This window comes from Streptosporangium sp. NPDC002544 (assembly GCF_040295965.1).
GTDB lineage: Bacteria > Actinomycetota > Actinomycetes > Streptosporangiales > Streptosporangiaceae > Streptosporangium.
The window spans coordinates 386,172-403,235 of record NZ_JBEOWJ010000001.1; the positions used below are offsets into that span (position 1 = coordinate 386,172).

The 17,064-nt window shown below is 70.4% G+C and carries 15 protein-coding genes; 10 read left to right on the plus strand and 5 right to left on the minus strand.

Annotated elements, in window-relative coordinates; genetic code table 11:
• Positions 1-35: 35 nt before the first annotated feature.
• The 5 genes from ABT061_RS01810 (at position 36) to ABT061_RS01830 (ending at position 4,862) form a co-directional block, all read left to right on the plus strand.
• Positions 36-1,250, plus strand: coding sequence for an ATP-binding protein (locus ABT061_RS01810; protein WP_350911570.1), 1,215 nt, complete (start codon positions 36-38; stop codon positions 1,248-1,250).
• 85 nt (positions 1,251-1,335) lie between these two features.
• Positions 1,336-1,974: a response regulator gene (locus tag ABT061_RS01815; RefSeq protein WP_350911572.1), complete on the plus strand. Its 639-nt coding sequence runs from the start codon at positions 1,336-1,338 to the stop codon at positions 1,972-1,974.
• 63 nt (positions 1,975-2,037) lie between these two features.
• The gene (locus tag ABT061_RS01820; protein WP_350911574.1) at positions 2,038-3,507 is read left to right on the plus strand and encodes a glutamate-cysteine ligase family protein; all 1,470 of its coding nucleotides are present in this window, start codon (positions 2,038-2,040) and stop codon (positions 3,505-3,507) included.
• A 167-nt stretch (positions 3,508-3,674) separates the two neighbouring features.
• Complete coding sequence (locus tag ABT061_RS01825; RefSeq protein WP_350911965.1) at positions 3,675-3,944, plus strand: WhiB family transcriptional regulator; 270 nt, start codon at positions 3,675-3,677, stop codon at positions 3,942-3,944.
• A 189-nt stretch (positions 3,945-4,133) separates the two neighbouring features.
• Entirely contained in the window at positions 4,134-4,862 is a 729-nt protein-coding gene (locus ABT061_RS01830) for a CPBP family intramembrane glutamic endopeptidase (RefSeq protein WP_350911576.1), read from the plus strand.
• Between the two features lie 7 nt (positions 4,863-4,869).
• On the opposite strand, the gene ABT061_RS01835 is transcribed toward ABT061_RS01830, so the two are convergent.
• Positions 4,870-5,667, minus strand: a complete 798-nt coding sequence (locus ABT061_RS01835) for an ABC transporter permease (protein ID WP_350911578.1) — start codon at positions 5,665-5,667, stop codon at positions 4,870-4,872.
• Positions 5,668-5,699: 32 nt separating this feature from the next.
• A complete protein-coding gene (locus ABT061_RS01840) occupies positions 5,700-6,419 on the minus strand; it encodes a PIG-L deacetylase family protein (protein WP_350911580.1) in 720 nt (239 codons plus the stop codon).
• A 123-nt stretch (positions 6,420-6,542) separates the two neighbouring features.
• On the opposite strand from ABT061_RS01840, the gene pcrA reads away from it, so the two are divergent.
• Positions 6,543-8,798, plus strand: a complete 2,256-nt coding sequence (pcrA, locus tag ABT061_RS01845; protein ID WP_350911966.1) for a DNA helicase PcrA — start codon at positions 6,543-6,545, stop codon at positions 8,796-8,798.
• Between the two features lie 109 nt (positions 8,799-8,907).
• Here pcrA and ABT061_RS01850 read toward each other — a convergent pair whose 3' ends face one another.
• The 3 genes from ABT061_RS01850 to ABT061_RS01860 form a co-directional block, all read right to left on the minus strand.
• Positions 8,908-9,825 carry a hypothetical protein gene (locus tag ABT061_RS01850; protein ID WP_350911582.1) on the minus strand — a complete coding sequence of 306 codons (918 nt, stop codon included), beginning with the start codon at positions 9,823-9,825 and terminating at the stop codon, positions 8,908-8,910.
• Between the two features lie 178 nt (positions 9,826-10,003).
• On the minus strand, positions 10,004-10,894 hold the full coding sequence (locus ABT061_RS01855) for a hypothetical protein (protein ID WP_350911584.1): 891 nt from the start codon (positions 10,892-10,894) through the stop codon (positions 10,004-10,006).
• Between the two features lie 211 nt (positions 10,895-11,105).
• Positions 11,106-12,005, minus strand: a complete 900-nt coding sequence (locus tag ABT061_RS01860) for a hypothetical protein (RefSeq protein ID WP_350911586.1) — start codon at positions 12,003-12,005, stop codon at positions 11,106-11,108.
• 234 nt (positions 12,006-12,239) lie between these two features.
• Here ABT061_RS01860 and icmB point away from each other — a divergent pair, with 234 nt between their 5' ends.
• From icmB to ABT061_RS01880, 4 genes are all read left to right on the plus strand, one after another.
• Entirely contained in the window at positions 12,240-12,647 is a 408-nt protein-coding gene (gene icmB, locus ABT061_RS01865; RefSeq protein WP_350911588.1) for a coenzyme B12-dependent isobutyryl CoA mutase small subunit, read from the plus strand.
• A 286-nt stretch (positions 12,648-12,933) separates the two neighbouring features.
• Positions 12,934-14,115, plus strand: coding sequence for an ADP-forming succinate--CoA ligase subunit beta (gene sucC, locus ABT061_RS01870; RefSeq protein ID WP_350911589.1), 1,182 nt, complete (start codon positions 12,934-12,936; stop codon positions 14,113-14,115).
• A complete protein-coding gene (sucD, locus tag ABT061_RS01875; RefSeq protein ID WP_350911591.1) occupies positions 14,115-14,990 on the plus strand; it encodes a succinate--CoA ligase subunit alpha in 876 nt (291 codons plus the stop codon). The genes sucC and sucD overlap by 1 nt, the downstream gene beginning before the upstream one ends.
• Before the next feature lie 358 nt (positions 14,991-15,348).
• Positions 15,349-17,010, plus strand: a complete 1,662-nt coding sequence (locus tag ABT061_RS01880) for a cell division protein PerM (protein ID WP_350911593.1) — start codon at positions 15,349-15,351, stop codon at positions 17,008-17,010.
• The last annotated feature ends 54 nt before the right edge of the window (positions 17,011-17,064 follow it).

A 17,064-nucleotide genomic window follows, 5' to 3' on the forward strand; every position in this document is an offset into this window, starting at 1 on the left:
GCAGGCATGGTGGTTCGTGTGACGATGCTGACGATATGGCTGACCGAACGACAATTCATGACACGGCGCCCGTGACCTCCGAAGACGCGCCTCTCCCTCGGCTGATGAGGCCGGTGGAGGGGCGGCTGGTGGCCGGGGTGGCCCAGGGGGCCGCCGCCCAGCTCCGGCTCGACCCGGTCGTGCTGCGGCTGGCCTTCGTGCTGCTCACCGTCCTGGACGGGTTCGGAGCCGTGGCGTACGCCGCCCTGTGGATGTTCACCCCGCGCGAGCCGTACGAGGGCAAAGAGCCCGCCAGGGACTGGAGCCAGCTCACCGCGTACACCGCGATCGGGCTGGCGCTGCTGGCCCTGGGCTGGCTCACCGGAACCTCGGGGGGCGGGATCGGGGCCTGGCCGATCGCGGTGGGCGGCATCGGCTCGCTGATCCTGTGGCAGCAGGCGGATCCGGACCGGCGGCAGCGCTGGATGACCACCACCGTCGGACAGGTCCGCCAGAACCGGGTCCGCACCGTCGCCGGGCTGGTGCTCGTCATGGTCGGTGCGATCGGCTTCCTGGTGGCCAACGACGAGCTGGTCGAGGCCCGGTCCGGCATCATGTTCACGCTGGTGGTCGTGGGCGGTGTCGCGCTGATCGCGGCCCCCTGGCTGGCGGCCCTGTGGAAGGAACTGCAGCGCGAGCGCCGCGAGCGCATCCGGCAGGAGGAGCGCGCCGAGGTGGCCGCCCACGTCCATGACTCGGTGCTGCACACGCTGACCCTCATCCAGCGCAACGCCTCCGATTCGCGCGAGGTGATGAGGCTCGCCCGCTCCCAGGAGCGGGAGCTGCGCAACTGGCTCTACCAGCCCCAGCAGGACGCCGACGCGTCGGTGGCCGCGGCCGTGCGGCGGGTGGCGGCCGAGGAGGAGGACGCGCACGGGGTGCCGATCGAGGTCGTCTGCGTGGGCGACTGCCCGCTGACCCCCGAGCTGTCCGCGATGGTGCAGGCCGCGAGGCAGGCCATGGTCAACGCCGCGAAATACTCGGGGTCCGAGGTCATCTCCGTCTACGCCGAGGCTGAGCCGGAGGAGGTCACCATCTTCGTCAGGGATCGGGGGGTCGGGTTCGACATGGAGGACGTGCCCGAGGATCGTATGGGTATCCGCCAGTCGATCGTCGGCAGGATGGAGCGCCACGGGGGCAGCGCCCGGGTGCGGACCGAGCCCGGCGAGGGTACGGAAGTGATGTTGACCATGAAGCTGGAGAAGGTGTGAGCAGCGAGCGAGCCACGACAGAGCGAGCCCTCGGCCGGGCCGCGCGGTGTGACGGCGGACGGACGCGACCGGCGGGAGGGGCCCGATGAGCGCGGTGAAGGTCCTGATCGTCGACGACCACCGGTTGTTCCGCTCCGGCGTCCGGGCCGAGCTGGGCGACTCCATCGAGGTGCTCGGGGAGGCCGAGGACGTGGAGTCCGCGGTCAGGGCGATCGCCGAACTGGGGCCCGACGTGGTCCTCCTCGACGTGCACATGCCCGGTGGCGGTGGCCAGGAGGTGCTGCGCCGGGTCCTCGGCGCGGGCTCCACGGTCCGCTTCCTCGCCCTGTCGGTCTCCGACGCCGCCGAGGACGTCATCGGCGTGATCCGGGGCGGTGCCCGGGGCTATGTGACCAAGAACATCAGCGGGCGCGAGCTCACCGACGCCATCCGCAGGGTGGCCGACGGGGACGCGGTCTTCTCCCCGAGGCTGGCCGGGTTCGTGCTGGACGCGTTCGCCTCCAGTGAGGCCCCGCCGATCGACCCCGAGCTCGACTCGCTGACCCAGCGCGAGCGCGAGGTGCTGCGGTTGATCGCCAGGGGGTACGCCTACAAGGAGATCGCCAAGGAGCTGTTCATCTCGGTGAAGACCGTGGAGACCCATGTCTCGTCGGTGCTGCGCAAGCTCCAGCTCTCCAACCGTCACGAGCTCTCCCGCTGGGCCACGGCGCGGCGCCTGGTCTGACCGGCCGGCCGGTGAACCGGCCACTCCTGTACGAGCAGTGACTTATGTGCGACTCTGCGAAGTATGGGACGCGACGTACCTGCGATGGTGTTCAGTCGCGAGGACCGGCGGCGCTACCGGGACAAGGTCCGCCGGTGCCTTGACGTCTTCGCGCAGATGCTCCACGAGTCCAGGTTCGAGTTCGACCGGCCCAGGGCCGGGCTGGAGATCGAGCTCAACCTCGTGGACGACCGTGGCGAGGTCGCCATGAAGAACGCCGAGGTGCTGGCGGCCATCGCCCAGCCCGACTGGGCCACCGAGCTCGGCCAGTTCAACGTGGAGATCAACGTCCTGCCCGAGTCCCTGGAGCAGGAGGGCGCGGTCCGGCTGGAGAAGGTGATCAGGGACCGCCTCAACCACGCCGAGGCGCGGGCCCGTACCGTCGGCGGGCACATGATGATGGTCGGCATCCTGCCCACGCTGCGGGAGAGCGACGTCCACGAGGGCACCCTGTCGGCCAACCCCCGCTACAAACTGCTCAACGAGCAGATCTTCGCGGCCAGGGGCGAGGACATGCACCTGTCGATCGAGGGGGAGGATCTCCTCGAGACCTACGCCGACAGCATCACCCCCGAGGCCGCCTGCACGAGCCTCCAGCTCCATCTCCAGGTCAGCCCGGAGACGTTCGCCGCCAACTGGAATGCCGCCCAGGCCATCGCGGGCCCGCAGGTGGCCATGGCGGCCAACTCGCCGTTCCTGTTCGGCCGCAGGCTCTGGCAGGAGACCAGGATCCCGCTGTTCGAGCAGGCCACCGACACCCGCCCGGTGGAGCTGAAGGTCCAGGGGGTGCGGCCCAGGGTATGGTTCGGCGAGCGGTGGATCACCTCGGTCTTCGATCTCTTCGAGGAGAACGCCCGCTACTTCCCCGCGCTGCTGCCCCTGTGCGACGAGGCCGACCCGCGCGAGGAACTGATGCGCGGGATCACCCCTCAGCTCGGCGAGCTGACCCTGCACAACGGCACCGTCTACCGGTGGAACCGGCCGGTCTACGCGGTGGTGGACGGCATCCCGCACCTGCGGGTGGAGAACCGGGTGCTGCCCGCGGGCCCCTCGGTGGCCGACATCGTCGCCAACGCGGTGTTCTACTACGGGCTCATGGGCGTCCTGCCCTACGCCGAACGCCCGGTGTGGACGCGCATGTCGTTCGCCGCGGCCAGGGACAACCTGCACGCCGCCGCCCGGCACGGCCTGGACGCCAGGCTCTTCTGGCCGGGACTCGGTGAGGTGCCGGCCTCGGAGCTGATCCTGCGCCGCCTGCTGCCGCTCGCCCACGAGGGGCTCGACCTGTGGGGCGTGGCCCCCGCCGTCAGGGACCGGCTGCTGGGGATCGTCGAGCGGCGCTGCCTGACGGGCAGGAACGGGGCGAGCTGGCAGATCGACGCGGTGAACGCGCTCGGCGACCTCGAAAGACACGAGGCACTGCGCCGGATGACCCTGCGGTACATGGCGAACATGCACACCAACGAGCCGGTCCACGGCTGGCCGACCCTCTGAGCGCACCGCCCCCGAGGGCGTGGCGAGCCTCGGTGCGAAGGCCGGCGGAATGTTCTCCCCGATCCGTCGAGATGAGTACGCGTGAATCCGCCGAGAGGTTGATGTCCCGACGCCGCGATCCACCTAGTCTGAGGGCCGAGCCATCAGGGGGTGATGACGTGCGGGCAATGGTCGAGGAGATCGGCTGGGCCGCGCGAGGTGCCTGCCGCACCAGCGATCCCGAGCTGTTCTTTCCGCTGACCCAGTCGGCCGAGCAGGAGGCGCGGGCGAAGGCGGTCTGCGAGCGGTGCCCGGTCCTCAAGGAGTGCCGGGCGTACGCGGTCCGGGCGGCCGAGCCCGAGGGGATCTGGGGCGGCCTGACCGTGAAGGAACGCCGCGGCCTGCGCTTCCCGGCCGGCTGGCGCCAGGCCGCCACGGATCCGGCCCCGGTCGCGTAGCCTCGAACCGGATTCGAGTGGGATCTCCACGGGCTCGGGCGGAAGGACACCGTCCCAGGGGTCGCGGTCCCCGGCACGCGGGGTGTGGAACCGAGGTCCGAGGGGGCTGAAGGGGTGGAGCGGAAGCCGACGCGGGACACCGGTGCCGGGTTTCCACCGGGGACGTCGACGGGGACGTCGGCGGGGACGGTGACAGGGGCGGTGGCGGTGCTGGCGGGGGCCAACGTGCTCAACAACCGCCTGGCGCCGAGGTTGGCACCGCTGACCTCGGCCGTGGCCACCGGTGCGCTGCTCGTGCTGGCCCGCCGTGCCGGGATCTCCTGGTCCGAGCTGGGGTTCCACCGGCGCTCGCGTGGCCTGCGGATCGGTGGCGCGCTCGCCGCCGCCGTGGCGGGGGCCTACGCCGCGGGCGTGGCGGTCCCGGCCACCCGCCGCCTCTTCCGCGACGAGCGCGCCCTGTCGCTCTCCCGCGCCCGCGCGCTGGAGGAGGCACTGATCCAGGTGCCGGTCGGCACCGTACTGCTGGAGGAGGTCGGCTTCCGCGGGGTGGTGCACGCCCTCGTCGCCCGCTCCCACGGCCACGGCGCGGCGACCGCCGTCTCCTCGATCCTTTTCGGCCTCTGGCACGTTCTCCCCGCCGTGGACATGACGGCCGCCAACCCCGCCCTGAGCCGTCTGGCCTCCGGGGAGGCCGCCGGCGGCGGCTCCGGCGTGCCCGGATGGCAGGTGACGCGCGTCGTGGCCGGTTCCGTGGTCGCGACGGGCCTCGCCGGGGTGCTCTTCACCGAGCTGCGCAGGCGGGGCGGCCTGGCCGCGCCCGCGATGTTCCACGTCGCGACCAACTCCCTGGGCTACCTGTTCGCCCGCCTGGCCCCGCCGGACCCCGCGTCCCGGGAGGCTCCCGCCCCGAACCGCTGACCCGCTTCTACTTTCTTCGCCTGCCCGGTCGCCACGCCGGTTCACGGGTGCGCGAGCCGGGCGACGGCTCGTGGGTGCCGAAGCGGCCACGGGCGGCGAGTTCGATCGTGACGACCACGGCCACCGCCTCCGCGGCCAGCAGCGCGACCAGCACGACGAGCTGTACCACTCCGGCCTGGAGCGGACTGGCCCCGCCCAGGAGCATCCCCACGAAGGCGCCGGGCAATGTGACCAGGCCCACGGTTCTCGTCTGGTCCAGTGCGGGCACCAGGGCCTGCGCCGCGGGCGGCCGGCAGATCTCCAGTGCCGCGTCCCGGTCCGAGAAGCCCAGGGAGAGCGCCGCCTCCACCTCGCCCCGCCGGTGGGCGAGCTCGTCCAGGGCCCGCCGTCCCGCGAGCGCCGTGGCCGTCAGGCACCCGCCGAGCAGGATGCCCGCGATCGGGATCAGCGTGATGCCCCGCGGCGGGACGATGCCGCCGCCGAACAGCAGCGCCAGCACCGGCAGGGCCCCGGCCGCGATGGGCACCGCGGCCCACCAGGCGGCGCGGCCCGAGGTGATCCTGCGTCCCGCGGTCAGGCTCGCCACCCCGTACATGATCAGCACGAAGACCGCCACCACGGGCGCCCGTTCGACCGCCCACACGATGACGAGCGAGACCGCGACGAGTTGGACGGCGGCGCGCAGGGAGGCCATGAGTATCCCGGGTGCGTGCCCGAGGTGGCCGAACCAGGCGACGGCGGCGGCCCCGACGGCCAGCAGGACGATGACGGCGGCGGTGGCGAACGACAGGTCGACGGTGTTCAAGGGGCGCGGTGTCCTTGTGGCCTCATGCGAGGTCAGGCGGTGGGGACCCGCTGGAAGGACTCGACATAGCGGCCCTCGCCGAAGCCCGCCTCGACGGCTCGCTGGGAGAAGCGGTCCCGCAGGAAGCTCTCGAAGTCCTCCAGGTGGCCGATCTGGCTGACGTGGGCGCGCAGCGCGGCCAGCTTGCGGTCGAAGGTGTCGGTGATGTCCACGTGGTGGTCGGCTACCGGGCCGCCGTTCAACCAGACCTCGCGGACGGTCCACGCCTCAAGGCCCTCGTCGAGCAGGAGCGAGGGGAAGGTGTAGGGGTTGCGCGCGTCGGGGTAGACGGCGTCGAGGGCGCAGCCGCCGACCGCGCGGTGGTCGGGGTGGCTGGGGGCGATGAACCGGTGATTGCGCTCGGGGCTGTGGGTGATCACCAGGTCGGGCTTGACCTGGCGGATGACCCGGGTGATGTCACGCCGCAACTCCAGGCTCTGCACCACCGTCCCGTCGTGGTAGCCGAGGTAGCGCACATCGGTCACGCCGACGGCCTTGGCGGCGTTGGACTGCTCGGCGCGGCGGAGTTCGGCCATGCCGCCGTTGTCCAGCTCGCGGTCGAAGCCACCCGCGTCGCCGTCGGTGACCACGCAGTACGTCACCTCGACGCCCCGGTCGGTGAATCGCGCGATCGAGCCCGCGGCGGCGAAGTCGACGTCGTCGGGGTGTGCGGTGACCGCGAGTACGCGGCTGATCTCGCCTTCGGACAGCATGGGAACCCTTCCGTCTTCTCCGCGTACGTTCGATCGTCACAACCGCAGCGGGGTCCGCCCACATTCCTTTACGACCGTTGGACCCGGTTGTCGGCCAGTCGTTCTAACCTAGGGGACGTGTCGATCCCAGCCTCCTCTCTGACCCACCCGTTGCTCGACGGGCTCAACCCTCAGCAGCGCGAGGCCGTCGTGCACCACGGCAGCCCCCTGCTCATCGTCGCGGGCGCGGGTTCCGGCAAGACCCGGGTGCTGACCCACCGCATCGCCTATCTGCTGGGCGAGCGGGGTGTGCAGCCGCAGGAGATCCTGGCGATCACCTTCACCAACAAGGCCGCACGGGAGATGAAGGACCGGGTCGACAAGCTCATCGGCCCGCGTTCGGCGGCGATGTGGGTGATGACCTTCCACAGCGCGTGCGTGCGGATCCTGCGCCGTGAGGCCAAGCGCCTGGGCTTCCCCTCGGGCTTCTCCATCTACGACCAGTCCGACTCGCAACGCCTGATGGCGATGGTCTGCCGCGAGATGGACCTCGATCCCAAGCGTTACCCGCCGAGGTCCTTCTCCGCCCAGGTCAGCAACTTCAAGAACGAGCTGATCGACTACGAGACGGCGGCCGCCCAGGCCTCCACCCACCTGGAGCGCAAGCTCGCCGAGGCGTACCGCAACTACCAGCAGAAGCTCACCGAGGCCGGAGCGATGGACTTCGACGACCTCATCATGCTGACGGTGACGCTGTTCCAGATCTTCCCCGACGTGGCCGAGCACTACCGGCTCCGCTGGCGCCACATCATGGTCGACGAGTACCAGGACACCAACCACGCGCAGTACACCCTGATCCGCGAGCTCGCGGGCCGTCCCGAGCTGCGCACCGCCGACGGAGACCTGGTCAGGGAGGGGGGTGTCGCCCCGGCCGAGCTGTGCGTGGTGGGCGACGCCGACCAGTCGATCTACGCCTTCCGCGGCGCGACGATCCGCAACATCCTGGAGTTCGAGCGCGACTACCCGGAGGCCAGGACGATCCTGCTGGAGCAGAACTACCGCTCCACCCAGACGATCCTGTCCGCCGCCAACGCGGTGATCTCTCGCAACGAGAGCCGCAAACCCAAGAACCTCTGGTCCGACCAGGGGGCCGGGGCGAAGATCATCGGCTATGTCGCCGACAACGAGCACGACGAGGCGATGTTCGTCGCCCAGGAGGTCGACAGGCTCACCGACCACGAGGACGTGGTACCCGGCCAGGTAGCCGTGTTCTACCGGACCAACGCCGCCTCCCGGGTGTTCGAGGAGATCTTCATCAGGACCGGCCTGCCGTACAAGGTGGTGGGCGGGGTGCGCTTCTACGAGCGCAAGGAGGTCCGCGACCTGCTGGCCTACCTGCGCTTCCTGTCCAACCCGAACGACGTGGTGTCGCTGCGCCGCATCCTCAACGTGCCCAAGCGCGGCATCGGCGAGCGGGCCGAGGCGATGGTCGAGGCGTTCGCGAGCAGGGAGCGGATCCCCTACTGGGAGGCGCTCCGCCGGGCGGACGACGCGCCGGGCATGGCCACCCGCTCGCTCAAGGCCATCGCCGAGTTCGTCGATCTGATGGACGAGCTGATGGTGAAGGCCGACGACCTGTCGCCCTCACAGCTGGCCCAGGAGGTGCTGGGGAGCACCGGATACCGTCTGGAGCTCACCGCCTCCAACGACCCGCAGGACGAGAGCCGCCTGGAGAACCTGGACGAGATGATCTCGGTCGCCTCCGAGTTCGAGGAGGCCAACCCTGAGGGCACGCTGGTGGAGTTCCTGGAGCAGATCTCCCTGGTCGCCGATGCCGACCAGATCCCGGCGGCCGACGGGGGCCAGGGCGTGGTGACGCTGATGACGCTGCACACCGCCAAGGGACTTGAGTTCCCCGTGGTGTTCCTCACCGGAATGGAGGACGGGGTCTTCCCGCACATGCGCTCGCTCGGCGAGCCGAAGGAGCTGGAGGAGGAGCGCCGCCTGGCCTACGTCGGCATCACCCGCGCCGAGCAGCGCCTCTATGTCTCCCGGGCCGCCGTCCGCAGTTCCTGGGGCTCGCCCGCGTTCAACCCGGCCTCCCGGTTCGTCGCGGAGATCCCGGCCGATCTGGTCGACTGGCGCGGCAACCCGGAGAAGAGCGCCTGGAGCGCCGCCACCCGCCGCGACTCCCGCCCCGCCCCGGTCAGGAAGTCCGAGGGCAGGCAGATCCCCAACCTGGCCCCCGGCGACCGGGTCACCCACGACAAGTTCGGCCTGGGCACCGTGGTGTCCGTGGACGGCGTCGCCGAGAAGACCAAGGCCAAGATCGACTTCGGTGGCGGAGTGGGGGAGAAGGTCCTGCTGCTGGCGTACGCGAAACAACTGGAGAAACTCTGAGATCTCCGGAGCGTCCGGTGGCCCCTTGCCGCCGGTTCCGGACTCGGGGGAAGGGGAAGGGCACGGCGGCCGTCGCTCGCCGTGCCCTTCCCGCGCTCCGGTCCCCGGATCAGTTCGTGAGGAGTTCCCTGATGGGGTCCTCGGGCTGGTCGGCGCCGACGGTGAGCTCGTCGAAGTCGGCCACCTGGTCGGCGGGCGGTGCCTTGACGGTGACCTTGGTGCCCCAGCCGGTGTAGCGGGTGTCGTTGACGTAGGTCAGCTCGGTGCTGTTGAGGCCCTGGGTGGACTCGGTGTACGACGACACGACCCGGCGGACCAGCTGGTCGGAGCCGATGTAGATCTTCCAGGTCACCGGGAGGGTGGCGGACCTGCCGGTGGGCTTCGTGCCCAGCATCGCGCGTACCGAGGGGGAGACCTTGAAGAGCTCGCCCAGCGTGATCGTGCCCGAGTGGACGGTGGTCCGGGTGCCGTCCCAGGTCCCGCCGGGGCGCCTGGCGCCGGTGTGGGCCAGGGTCGCCTTCAGCGTTCCCGGTTCGACGGTGCTGATGATCTGCTGAACGGCGCTGACCAGGGAGAGGGAGTCGCCGCGGACGCGCAGCCACTTCTTGCCCTCGGGCATGGAGTCGGCGAAGAAGCCGCCCGAGGTGTAGGAGACGCCCTTCAGCGAGATCGTCCGCGATGGGGTGAACAGGCCCTTGAACTCGCCGTCCTGGGTGGGCAGGTTGAACTTGGTGGTCAGATCCGAGGCGACCAGGCCCGACTTGCCGAACTCCAGCACGCCGTTGCGCCTGGTGAAGATCGTCCGCTGCTTCTTGCCCGCACCGACGATCTTCGTGTTCTCGGTGAGCTTCACGCCCCTGTGGGTTCTGAACTGGCGCTTCAGCGCCGAGACCGGGTCGGACTTCGCGGCCTGGGCGGTCTTCGTGGTCTGAGCGGTCTGGGCGCTCGCCGGGGCGACGGTCACCAGCGTGGGAACCATCAGGGCCGCCACGGTGGCGCCGGTCAGGGCGGCGATCGTTCGCCTCATTGGGGTCCTCCCGTATGTGTCCTCGCGTCGTCGCGGAGGGGGAAGAAGATTCTTCCCTATATGCCGAAATATTGGATCAAGAATCACCGGCGCCCGGTGGGCGAAGCGCGGCCGTGCCCGGCAGGTGCAGCCTGCCGGGCACGGCCGTCCGGTGCCGGGTGTGATCAGCGCGGAAGGATCACTTGACGGTCAGCAGCGGGATGGGCGTGTCGGCTTCGAAGCCCGCCTGCAGTTCCTTCACCGTGGCGACCTGGTCGGCCGGCGGGGCGTCGATCGTGACCTTCGAACCCCAGTTGGTGTAGCGGGTGTCGACGGTCCAGGTCGGCCCACTTGAGAACTCCGTGTACGAGGTCGACAGCCTGCTGGGGAGCCGGTCGGCGTTCAGGAACAGCTTCCACTTGATCGCGGTCTTGGCCTGTTCGTCGGAGAGTTTCGGCTCATCCTGTGACGCGCGGAACCACGGCGAGATCTTCTGCAGCTCACCGAAAGTGATCTTCCCGGCATAGGCGGTCGGCTTCTTGACCGTGGCGTGCGCGAGGAGGGCCTTGAGGGTCGCGGGCTCGGCGACGTTGACGAGCTGGCCTAGCGAGCCGGTCACGCCGAGCGTGTCCCCCGGGTACCCGAGCCAGGGCTTGTCCTGCGGCAGAAACTGGCCGAAGGGCCCGCCTGAGAGGTACGCCTTTTTCTTGACCCGGACGACTCGTTCGGGCTCGGCCAGTCCGGCGAGCAGCTTGCTGAACTTCTTCTGCTCCTCGGTTTCCTCGGTGCCGCCTTCTCCGGTGCCGAATTCGAAGGCACCCTCATCGAAACGCAGCTGGGTGGTGTGGTCCGACGCGCTGACCCCGGAGGTGCTGAACTGCAATTCACCCTTACGGCGGCCGGCAATCGTGTTCTTGGAGCTGCCCTGCGTCTTCAGGATGTCGACGTAGGTGACGCCATGGCCGTCTTTGAGCTGACCCTTCAGCGCGGTGATCGGATCGGCGGCCTGTGCGTGCGCGGTCGATGCCAGCGCCGGAGCGCCGAGTACGGCCGTTGCGGCGCACGCCAGTCCGGCGATGTATCGCTTCAAAGGAAAATCCTCCTGACTGACCCCTCCGCCCCGTCGGGGAGGGGGTGACACACTCTCGCTGTGCAAGATCACGAAAGGGTAGCGCATTTGGAGGATTGCCTTGAATTAAACGTGCATATTTCGTGCAGAGACGTCTCCCCGGGCGTCGGAAGGCGGTGCGGATATTTGGTTTCCGGTCAATCACGGACCGTCAGATTTGTTTTTTCGCGATTCAGCCGATCGGCAGGACCGCCGGCTCGGGGAAGTCGGCGCCGACCCGGCCGGCGTCGGCGGTGTCCTCGGGAGGCGGCGGAACGAGGGTGACGGACGAGCCCCAGCCGGTGTAGCGGGTGTCCACCACTGTGGTCGTGTACTTGCCGGGACTGCCGCCGAGCGGCTGCCGCCAGGTGGTGCTCAGCCTGCGGACCAGGTTCGAGCGGTCCAGCCAGAGCCTGAAGCCGACCGGGATCCTGGCGCTCCTGCCCTTGGGCGGCCCGGCCAGCCTGTCGCGGAGCGAGGGGGAGGCCTTGTAGAGCGTGCGCAGCGTCACGGCGCCCTGCAGGAACGTGCCCGAGCGCAGCTTCCTGCGCACGGCGGTGTGGGACAGCAGGGTGCCCAGGGTGGCGGGCTCGAAGATGTCAACGATCTGCGGCAGGGCGGCGGTCTGCTTGATGTTCGCCGGGCCGATCAGCCCGAGCCAGGTCTTCCCCTCGGGCAGCCACGTCTCGTAGCCGGGTCCGGAGAGGTACGCCTCGTTCGGGAAACAGATCACCCGGGTCGAACCGAGCCGCCGGCCGAGCTGCCGCTCCAGCTCCTTCACGGCCCCTCTGCCCAGCTCGGTCCGTCCCACCGTGTCCGTGCCGTACACCCCGGTCTCGTCGAACTCCACCCGGCCCCTGCGCCAGATGGTGACCACCGCCTTGCCGCCCCGATAGACGCGCCCGACGTCGGAGATCCGCAGCCCCGTGTGCTCGCCGAACTGCTGCCTCAGCCTCGTCACCGGAGACGGCGGCGGTGCCACCCCCGCGACCCCGGCCCCCGCCGTTCCCGCCGCCTCCGCCGCCTCCGCCGCCGACATGGCCAGCACCGAACCGGCCAGTACGACCGCGAGCAGAGTGACCCACCGTCTCATCGGATTCCTCCCCAGGAGTCAAGATCCGCCAAGCTAGCCAACCCCCGGCCCGCGGGCTATGGCGCGCACCAACAACTCGCGTCCATGGATTGCGCGAGTTTGAGCCGTACGGCACGCGAAGGCTCCGCGAGACCGCGACGGCGGATTCGAGGGGCCGAGAATCGCGGTGGCGGGAAGGCTCCGGCGAGATGAGGCCGGTTACGCTGCGAGGAGAGCGCGGAGGAGGAGGTCTGGATGGACGCCATGCCGAGGATCCGCGTCGTCATCGCCAAGCCGGGGCTGGACGGCCACGACAGGGGGGTGAAGATCGTGGCCAGGGCGCTGCGGGACGCCGGGATGGAGGTCGTCTACACGGGCCTGCACCAGACCCCGGAGCAGGTGGTGCGCACCGCGATCCAGGAGGACGCCGCGGCGATCGGGCTGTCCATCCTGTCCGGCGCGCACATGACGCTCTTCGCCAGGGTGCTGGAGCTGCTGAGGGAGAACGACGCGAGCGACATCGTGGTGTTCGGCGGCGGGATCATCCCCGAGGCCGACATGCCCGCGCTCCAGGAGATGGGCGTCGCGCGGATCTTCACCCCGGGCGCCACCACCCAGGAGATCGTCGACTGGGTACGGAGCGCGATCCCCTCGCCCGTCTGACGAGATCCGGCGAGTTCCGACGCGGTTCGGGGCGCCCGCGACCCCTCTCGCCGGCGGGTCCTTCCGCGGACGACCATGCCACACCGGTCTGGCGACAGGTGCCGGACGACGTCCGCTCATGGCGACGCGAACAACATTCGGGATGCGCGATCTGGGACCCGGTTACCTGGCCATGCCATGAGGCGGGCTACGCTTCATTGGCGCAAAACCGCCGCGCTCCCCCTTCGATCGTGGAGCCGGCCCACTCAGATCTATACACCAGCCGGACAAGCAAGGACGGACCCTCGTGGACCTGTTCGAACATCAGGCGAAGGAGCTCTTCGCGGAGTACGGCATCCCGGTGCCGCGCGGTATCGTCGCGCACACCGTGGAGGAGGCACGGGCGGCAGCCGAGCAGCTGACCGGCCGTGTTGTCGTCAAGGCCCAGGTCAAGACCGGTGGCCGCGGCAAGGCCGGTGGCGTGAAGGTGGCTGACGACGCCGCCGACGCCGCAAGCAAGGCCACCGACATCCTCGGCATGGACATCAAGGGCCACACGGTCCACAAGGTCCTGGTCGAGGAGGCCAGCGCGATCGCGGAGGAGTACTACTTCTCCTTCCTGCTCGACCGCGCGAACCGCACGTTCCTCGCCATCTGCTCCGCCGCGGGCGGCATGGAGATCGAAGAGGTCGCGCACACCAACCCCGAGAAGGTGGCGCAGGTTCCGATCTCCCCCCTGGACGGCGTCGACCGGGCCAGGGCCCGCGAGATCGCCCAGGCCGGCGGCCTGCCGGAGGCGTCGCTCGACGGCGCCGCCGACCTCATCGAGAAGCTCTGGTGCGCCTTCGTCGACGAGGACGCCTCGCTCGTCGAGGTCAACCCGATGATCCTGTCCGCGGACGGCCAGGTCAAGGCCCTCGACGGCAAGGTCACCCTCGACGACAACGCGTCCTTCCGCCAGGCGGACCACGAGGCCCTTGAGGACAAGGCCGCCGAGGACCCGCTGGAGGCCGCGGCCAAGGCCAAGGACCTCAACTACGTCAAGCTCGACGGTTCCGTCGGCATCATCGGCAACGGCGCGGGTCTGGTCATGTCGACCCTGGACGTCGTCGCCTATGCCGGCGAGGCCTTCCCCGGCCAGCCCAAGCCCGCCAACTTCCTCGACATCGGCGGCGGCGCCTCGGCCGAGGTGATGGCGGCCGGCCTGGAGATCATCATCTCCGACCCCGCGGTGAAGTCGATCTTCGTTAACGTCTTCGGCGGCATCACCGCCTGTGACGCGGTCGCCAACGGCATCGTCTCGGCCTTCCAGCTGCTGGAGTCCCGCGGTGAGGCCGTGAGCCGCCCGCTGGTCGTCCGGCTGGACGGCAACAACGCCGAACTCGGGCGGCAGATTCTCTCCGACGCCAAGCTTCCGGGCGTCGAACTGGTGGACACCATGGACGATGCGGCCAAGCGCGCCGCCGAGCTCGCCGCGGTAGGTGCGTAATGGCCATCTGGCTGACCGAGAACAGCAAGATCATCGTCCAGGGCATGACCGGCGGTGAGGGCACCAAGCACACCCGCCGCATGCTCGCCTCCGGTGCCCGCGTCGTCGGCGGTGTCAACGCCCGCAAGGCCGGCACCGTCCACGAGGGCCTGCCCGTCTTCGGCACCGTCGCCGAGGCCATGAAGGAGACCGGCGCCGACGTGTCGGTCGTCTTCGTGCCCCCGGCGTTCACCAAGGACGCGGTCAAGGAGGCCATCGACGCCGAGATCCCGCTCTGCGTGGTCATCACCGAGGGTGTCCCGATCCACGACACCACCGAGTTCTGGGCCTACGCGATCGCCAAGGGCGGCAAGACCCGCATCATCGGGCCGAACTGCCCCGGCATCGCCTCGCCCGGCGCCTCCAACGCGGGCATCATCCCGGCCGACATCACCAGCGCCGGCCGCATCGGCCTGGTCTCGAAGTCGGGCACGCTGACCTACCAGCTCATGTACGAGCTGCGTGACATCGGCTTCTCCACCGCGGTGGGCATCGGTGGCGACCCGGTCATCGGCACCACCCACATCGACGCGCTGCAGGCCTTCCAGGACGACCCGGGCACCGACGCGATCGTGATGATCGGCGAGATCGGCGGCGACGCCGAGGAGCGCGCGGCCGCCTACATCGAGCAGCACGTCACCAAGCCGGTCGTCGCCTACGTGGCGGGCTTCACCGCCCCCGAGGGCAAGACCATGGGCCACGCGGGCGCGATCGTGTCCGGCTCGGCCGGCACCGCCCAGGCCAAGAAGGACGCTCTAGAGAAGGTCGGCGTCCGCGTCGGCAAGACCCCGAGCGAGACCGCCCGCCTGATGCGCGAGGTCATCGAGTCCCTCTGACGAGGGTCCGGGACGCGAGTCCCGGGTGAGCGAACGCGGCACGGTGCCGCGCGAGCCGGCGGCGCCCCCGCCGCCGGCACCGCGCGGGTTCCGCCGCACCGAGTACGACCGAGGGCGCCCGGCATCCCGCCGGGCGCCCTTCGCCGTCCCGGATGTCACCGATGTCCGGCCGACTGTCCCGTATCGGTGACCGCCGGGATGGCACGGGCGGGATGGCACGGGGAAGACCGCGCGCGGCGCGCGGGGTGTCCCGGACCGGCTTCGCCGGAATACCACAGGCCGCTTCTGGCACGCCGTCCGCGACACGCGGGGCGTGGAAGTCTCTTCCGCACCGAAGATCCTGAGACCATCGACTACTGTGACGGCCCTCTTCGATCAGCTCCGGACGGCTCCCCGCAACGTCCTCAGCCGTATCCCCCTGCCCGGCCTCACGGGTGACGACGACGACGTCCGCCGGCCGCTTCCCGTCTCCGGGATGCTCGCGGCCGCCTGGACGCTCGGCGTGGGCCTGGCGGTGCTCACCACGCTCACCCTGGTCGGCTGGATCGCCGCACCGCGCGGCGCGCTCGGTTCCGGTCTGCCCGCGGTGTTCCGTACCGCCTCGCAGCTCTGGCTGGCCGCGCACCACGCGGGCTTCGCGATCCCCGGCGGCTCGGTGGGCCTGCTCCCGCTCGGGCTGACGGTCCTGCCCGCCTTCCTGCTGTACCGCGCCGGGATGTGGATGGCCAGGGACGCGGACCTGCGGCTCCGGCTGCCCGCCCGGCTGCCCAAGAACACTCCCAAGGAGGTGTCCAACGCCCGCCGCAGGGCACAGCTGATCCTGGTCGCCCAGGCGGGCATCTCACTGGCGGCGCCGTACGCGCTGCTGGCCGGGATCATCGCGCTGGTCGCCAGGAACGAGATCACCCAGCCCTTCCTCGGTGAAGTGCTGGTCAGCCATCTGGTGCTGGCCTTCATCGCGGGCTCCGTGGCCGTCGCCAGGACGATCGGGCCCTGGCGATCGATGCTGCGCCTGCTGCCCGAGCGGCTGCGCTCGGTGGTGGTCGGCACGTCCGCCGCACTGATGATCATGCTCGTGGCGGGCGCCGTCATGGTGCTCGGGGCCGTCGCGGTCAACTTCGGGCAGGTCGGGGAGCTGTCCGGGATCCTTTCCCCGGGGTTCGTCGGCGGGCTGCTGCTCCTGCTGATCCAGGGGCTCTACCTGCTCAACGCCGTCATCTGGGGCATGGCCTACATCGCGGGACCCGGTTTCGCGATCGGCACCGGCACGCTGGTCGCGCCGACGGGCGTGCAACTGGGCACGGTGCCGAGCCTGCCGATCCTGGGCGCGCTGCCGGAGGCGGGCCCGACCCCCGCCTGGGTGATGGTCGTGATCGCGGTGCCTTTCCTGGCCGGCGCGGTGGCGGGCGTCCTGGTCGTCCGGATCTCGCCCTCCCCCTCGTACGAGGGAGCACCGCTGTGGGGGTTCGCCTGCGGGCTGGCGACCGGGGCGGTGGCGGGCCTGTTGGCGGCGCTCTCCGGTGGCTCGCTCGGTGGCGCGAGGCTGTCCGCGGTGGGACCGGCGGGGTGGGAGGTGATGCTCTCGGTGACGCTGGAGGTGGGTGTCGCGGCGGGGATCGCCGCCGGGCTGGCCAACTGGTGGCTGATCTTCCGGGGGCACAACGCGGCGGTCACCAAGGCGGCGGCCAGGGTGGGCACGGCCACCGCGCCGGTCCGCAAGGCCGGAGTCAAGATCGCCAAGGCCGCCGGCTCGGTGGCCAGCAAGGTCGGCTTCGCCGAGTCGGAGGAGCTCCGCAAGCTCCCCGGTCACTGGCTGGACGCCACGGAGTGCGACACCCAGCCGATCCCGGTCATCAGGGACGACTGGGAGGACGAGCACGCCTCGGCCGCCGCGGAGAGCCCGCCGAAGGCCCACCGCCCCGAGCCGCCGCGCCCGCCCCGGCGCGACATCGTCGACGAGACCGACGACAAGGGCGGCCATGTGATCTACGTCGACCCCTACGCCTGGGACCGCGACTGAGCGCTGCCGCGGATCACCTGCCCGGCCGTCTCGTCCCAGGCGTGTCGATCAGGC

Bases quoted from the DNA above. Each gene is read 5' to 3' on its own strand.
- ABT061_RS01810 (WP_350911570.1), top strand. From the start codon at position 36: ATGGCTGACCGAACGACAATTCATGACACGGCGCCCGTGACCTCCGAA.
- ABT061_RS01815 (WP_350911572.1), top strand. From the start codon at position 1,336: ATGAGCGCGGTGAAGGTCCTGATCGTCGACGACCACCGGTTGTTCCGC.
- ABT061_RS01820 (WP_350911574.1), top strand. From the start codon at position 2,038: ATGGGACGCGACGTACCTGCGATGGTGTTCAGTCGCGAGGACCGGCGG.
- ABT061_RS01825 (WP_350911965.1), top strand. From the start codon at position 3,675: ATGGTCGAGGAGATCGGCTGGGCCGCGCGAGGTGCCTGCCGCACCAGC.
- ABT061_RS01840 (WP_350911580.1), bottom strand. From the start codon at position 6,419: ATGCTGTCCGAAGGCGAGATCAGCCGCGTACTCGCGGTCACCGCACAC.
- ABT061_RS01850 (WP_350911582.1), bottom strand. From the start codon at position 9,825: ATGAGGCGAACGATCGCCGCCCTGACCGGCGCCACCGTGGCGGCCCTG.
- ABT061_RS01860 (WP_350911586.1), bottom strand. From the start codon at position 12,005: ATGAGACGGTGGGTCACTCTGCTCGCGGTCGTACTGGCCGGTTCGGTG.
- icmB (WP_350911588.1), top strand. From the start codon at position 12,240: ATGGACGCCATGCCGAGGATCCGCGTCGTCATCGCCAAGCCGGGGCTG.
- sucD (WP_350911591.1), top strand. From the start codon at position 14,115: ATGGCCATCTGGCTGACCGAGAACAGCAAGATCATCGTCCAGGGCATG.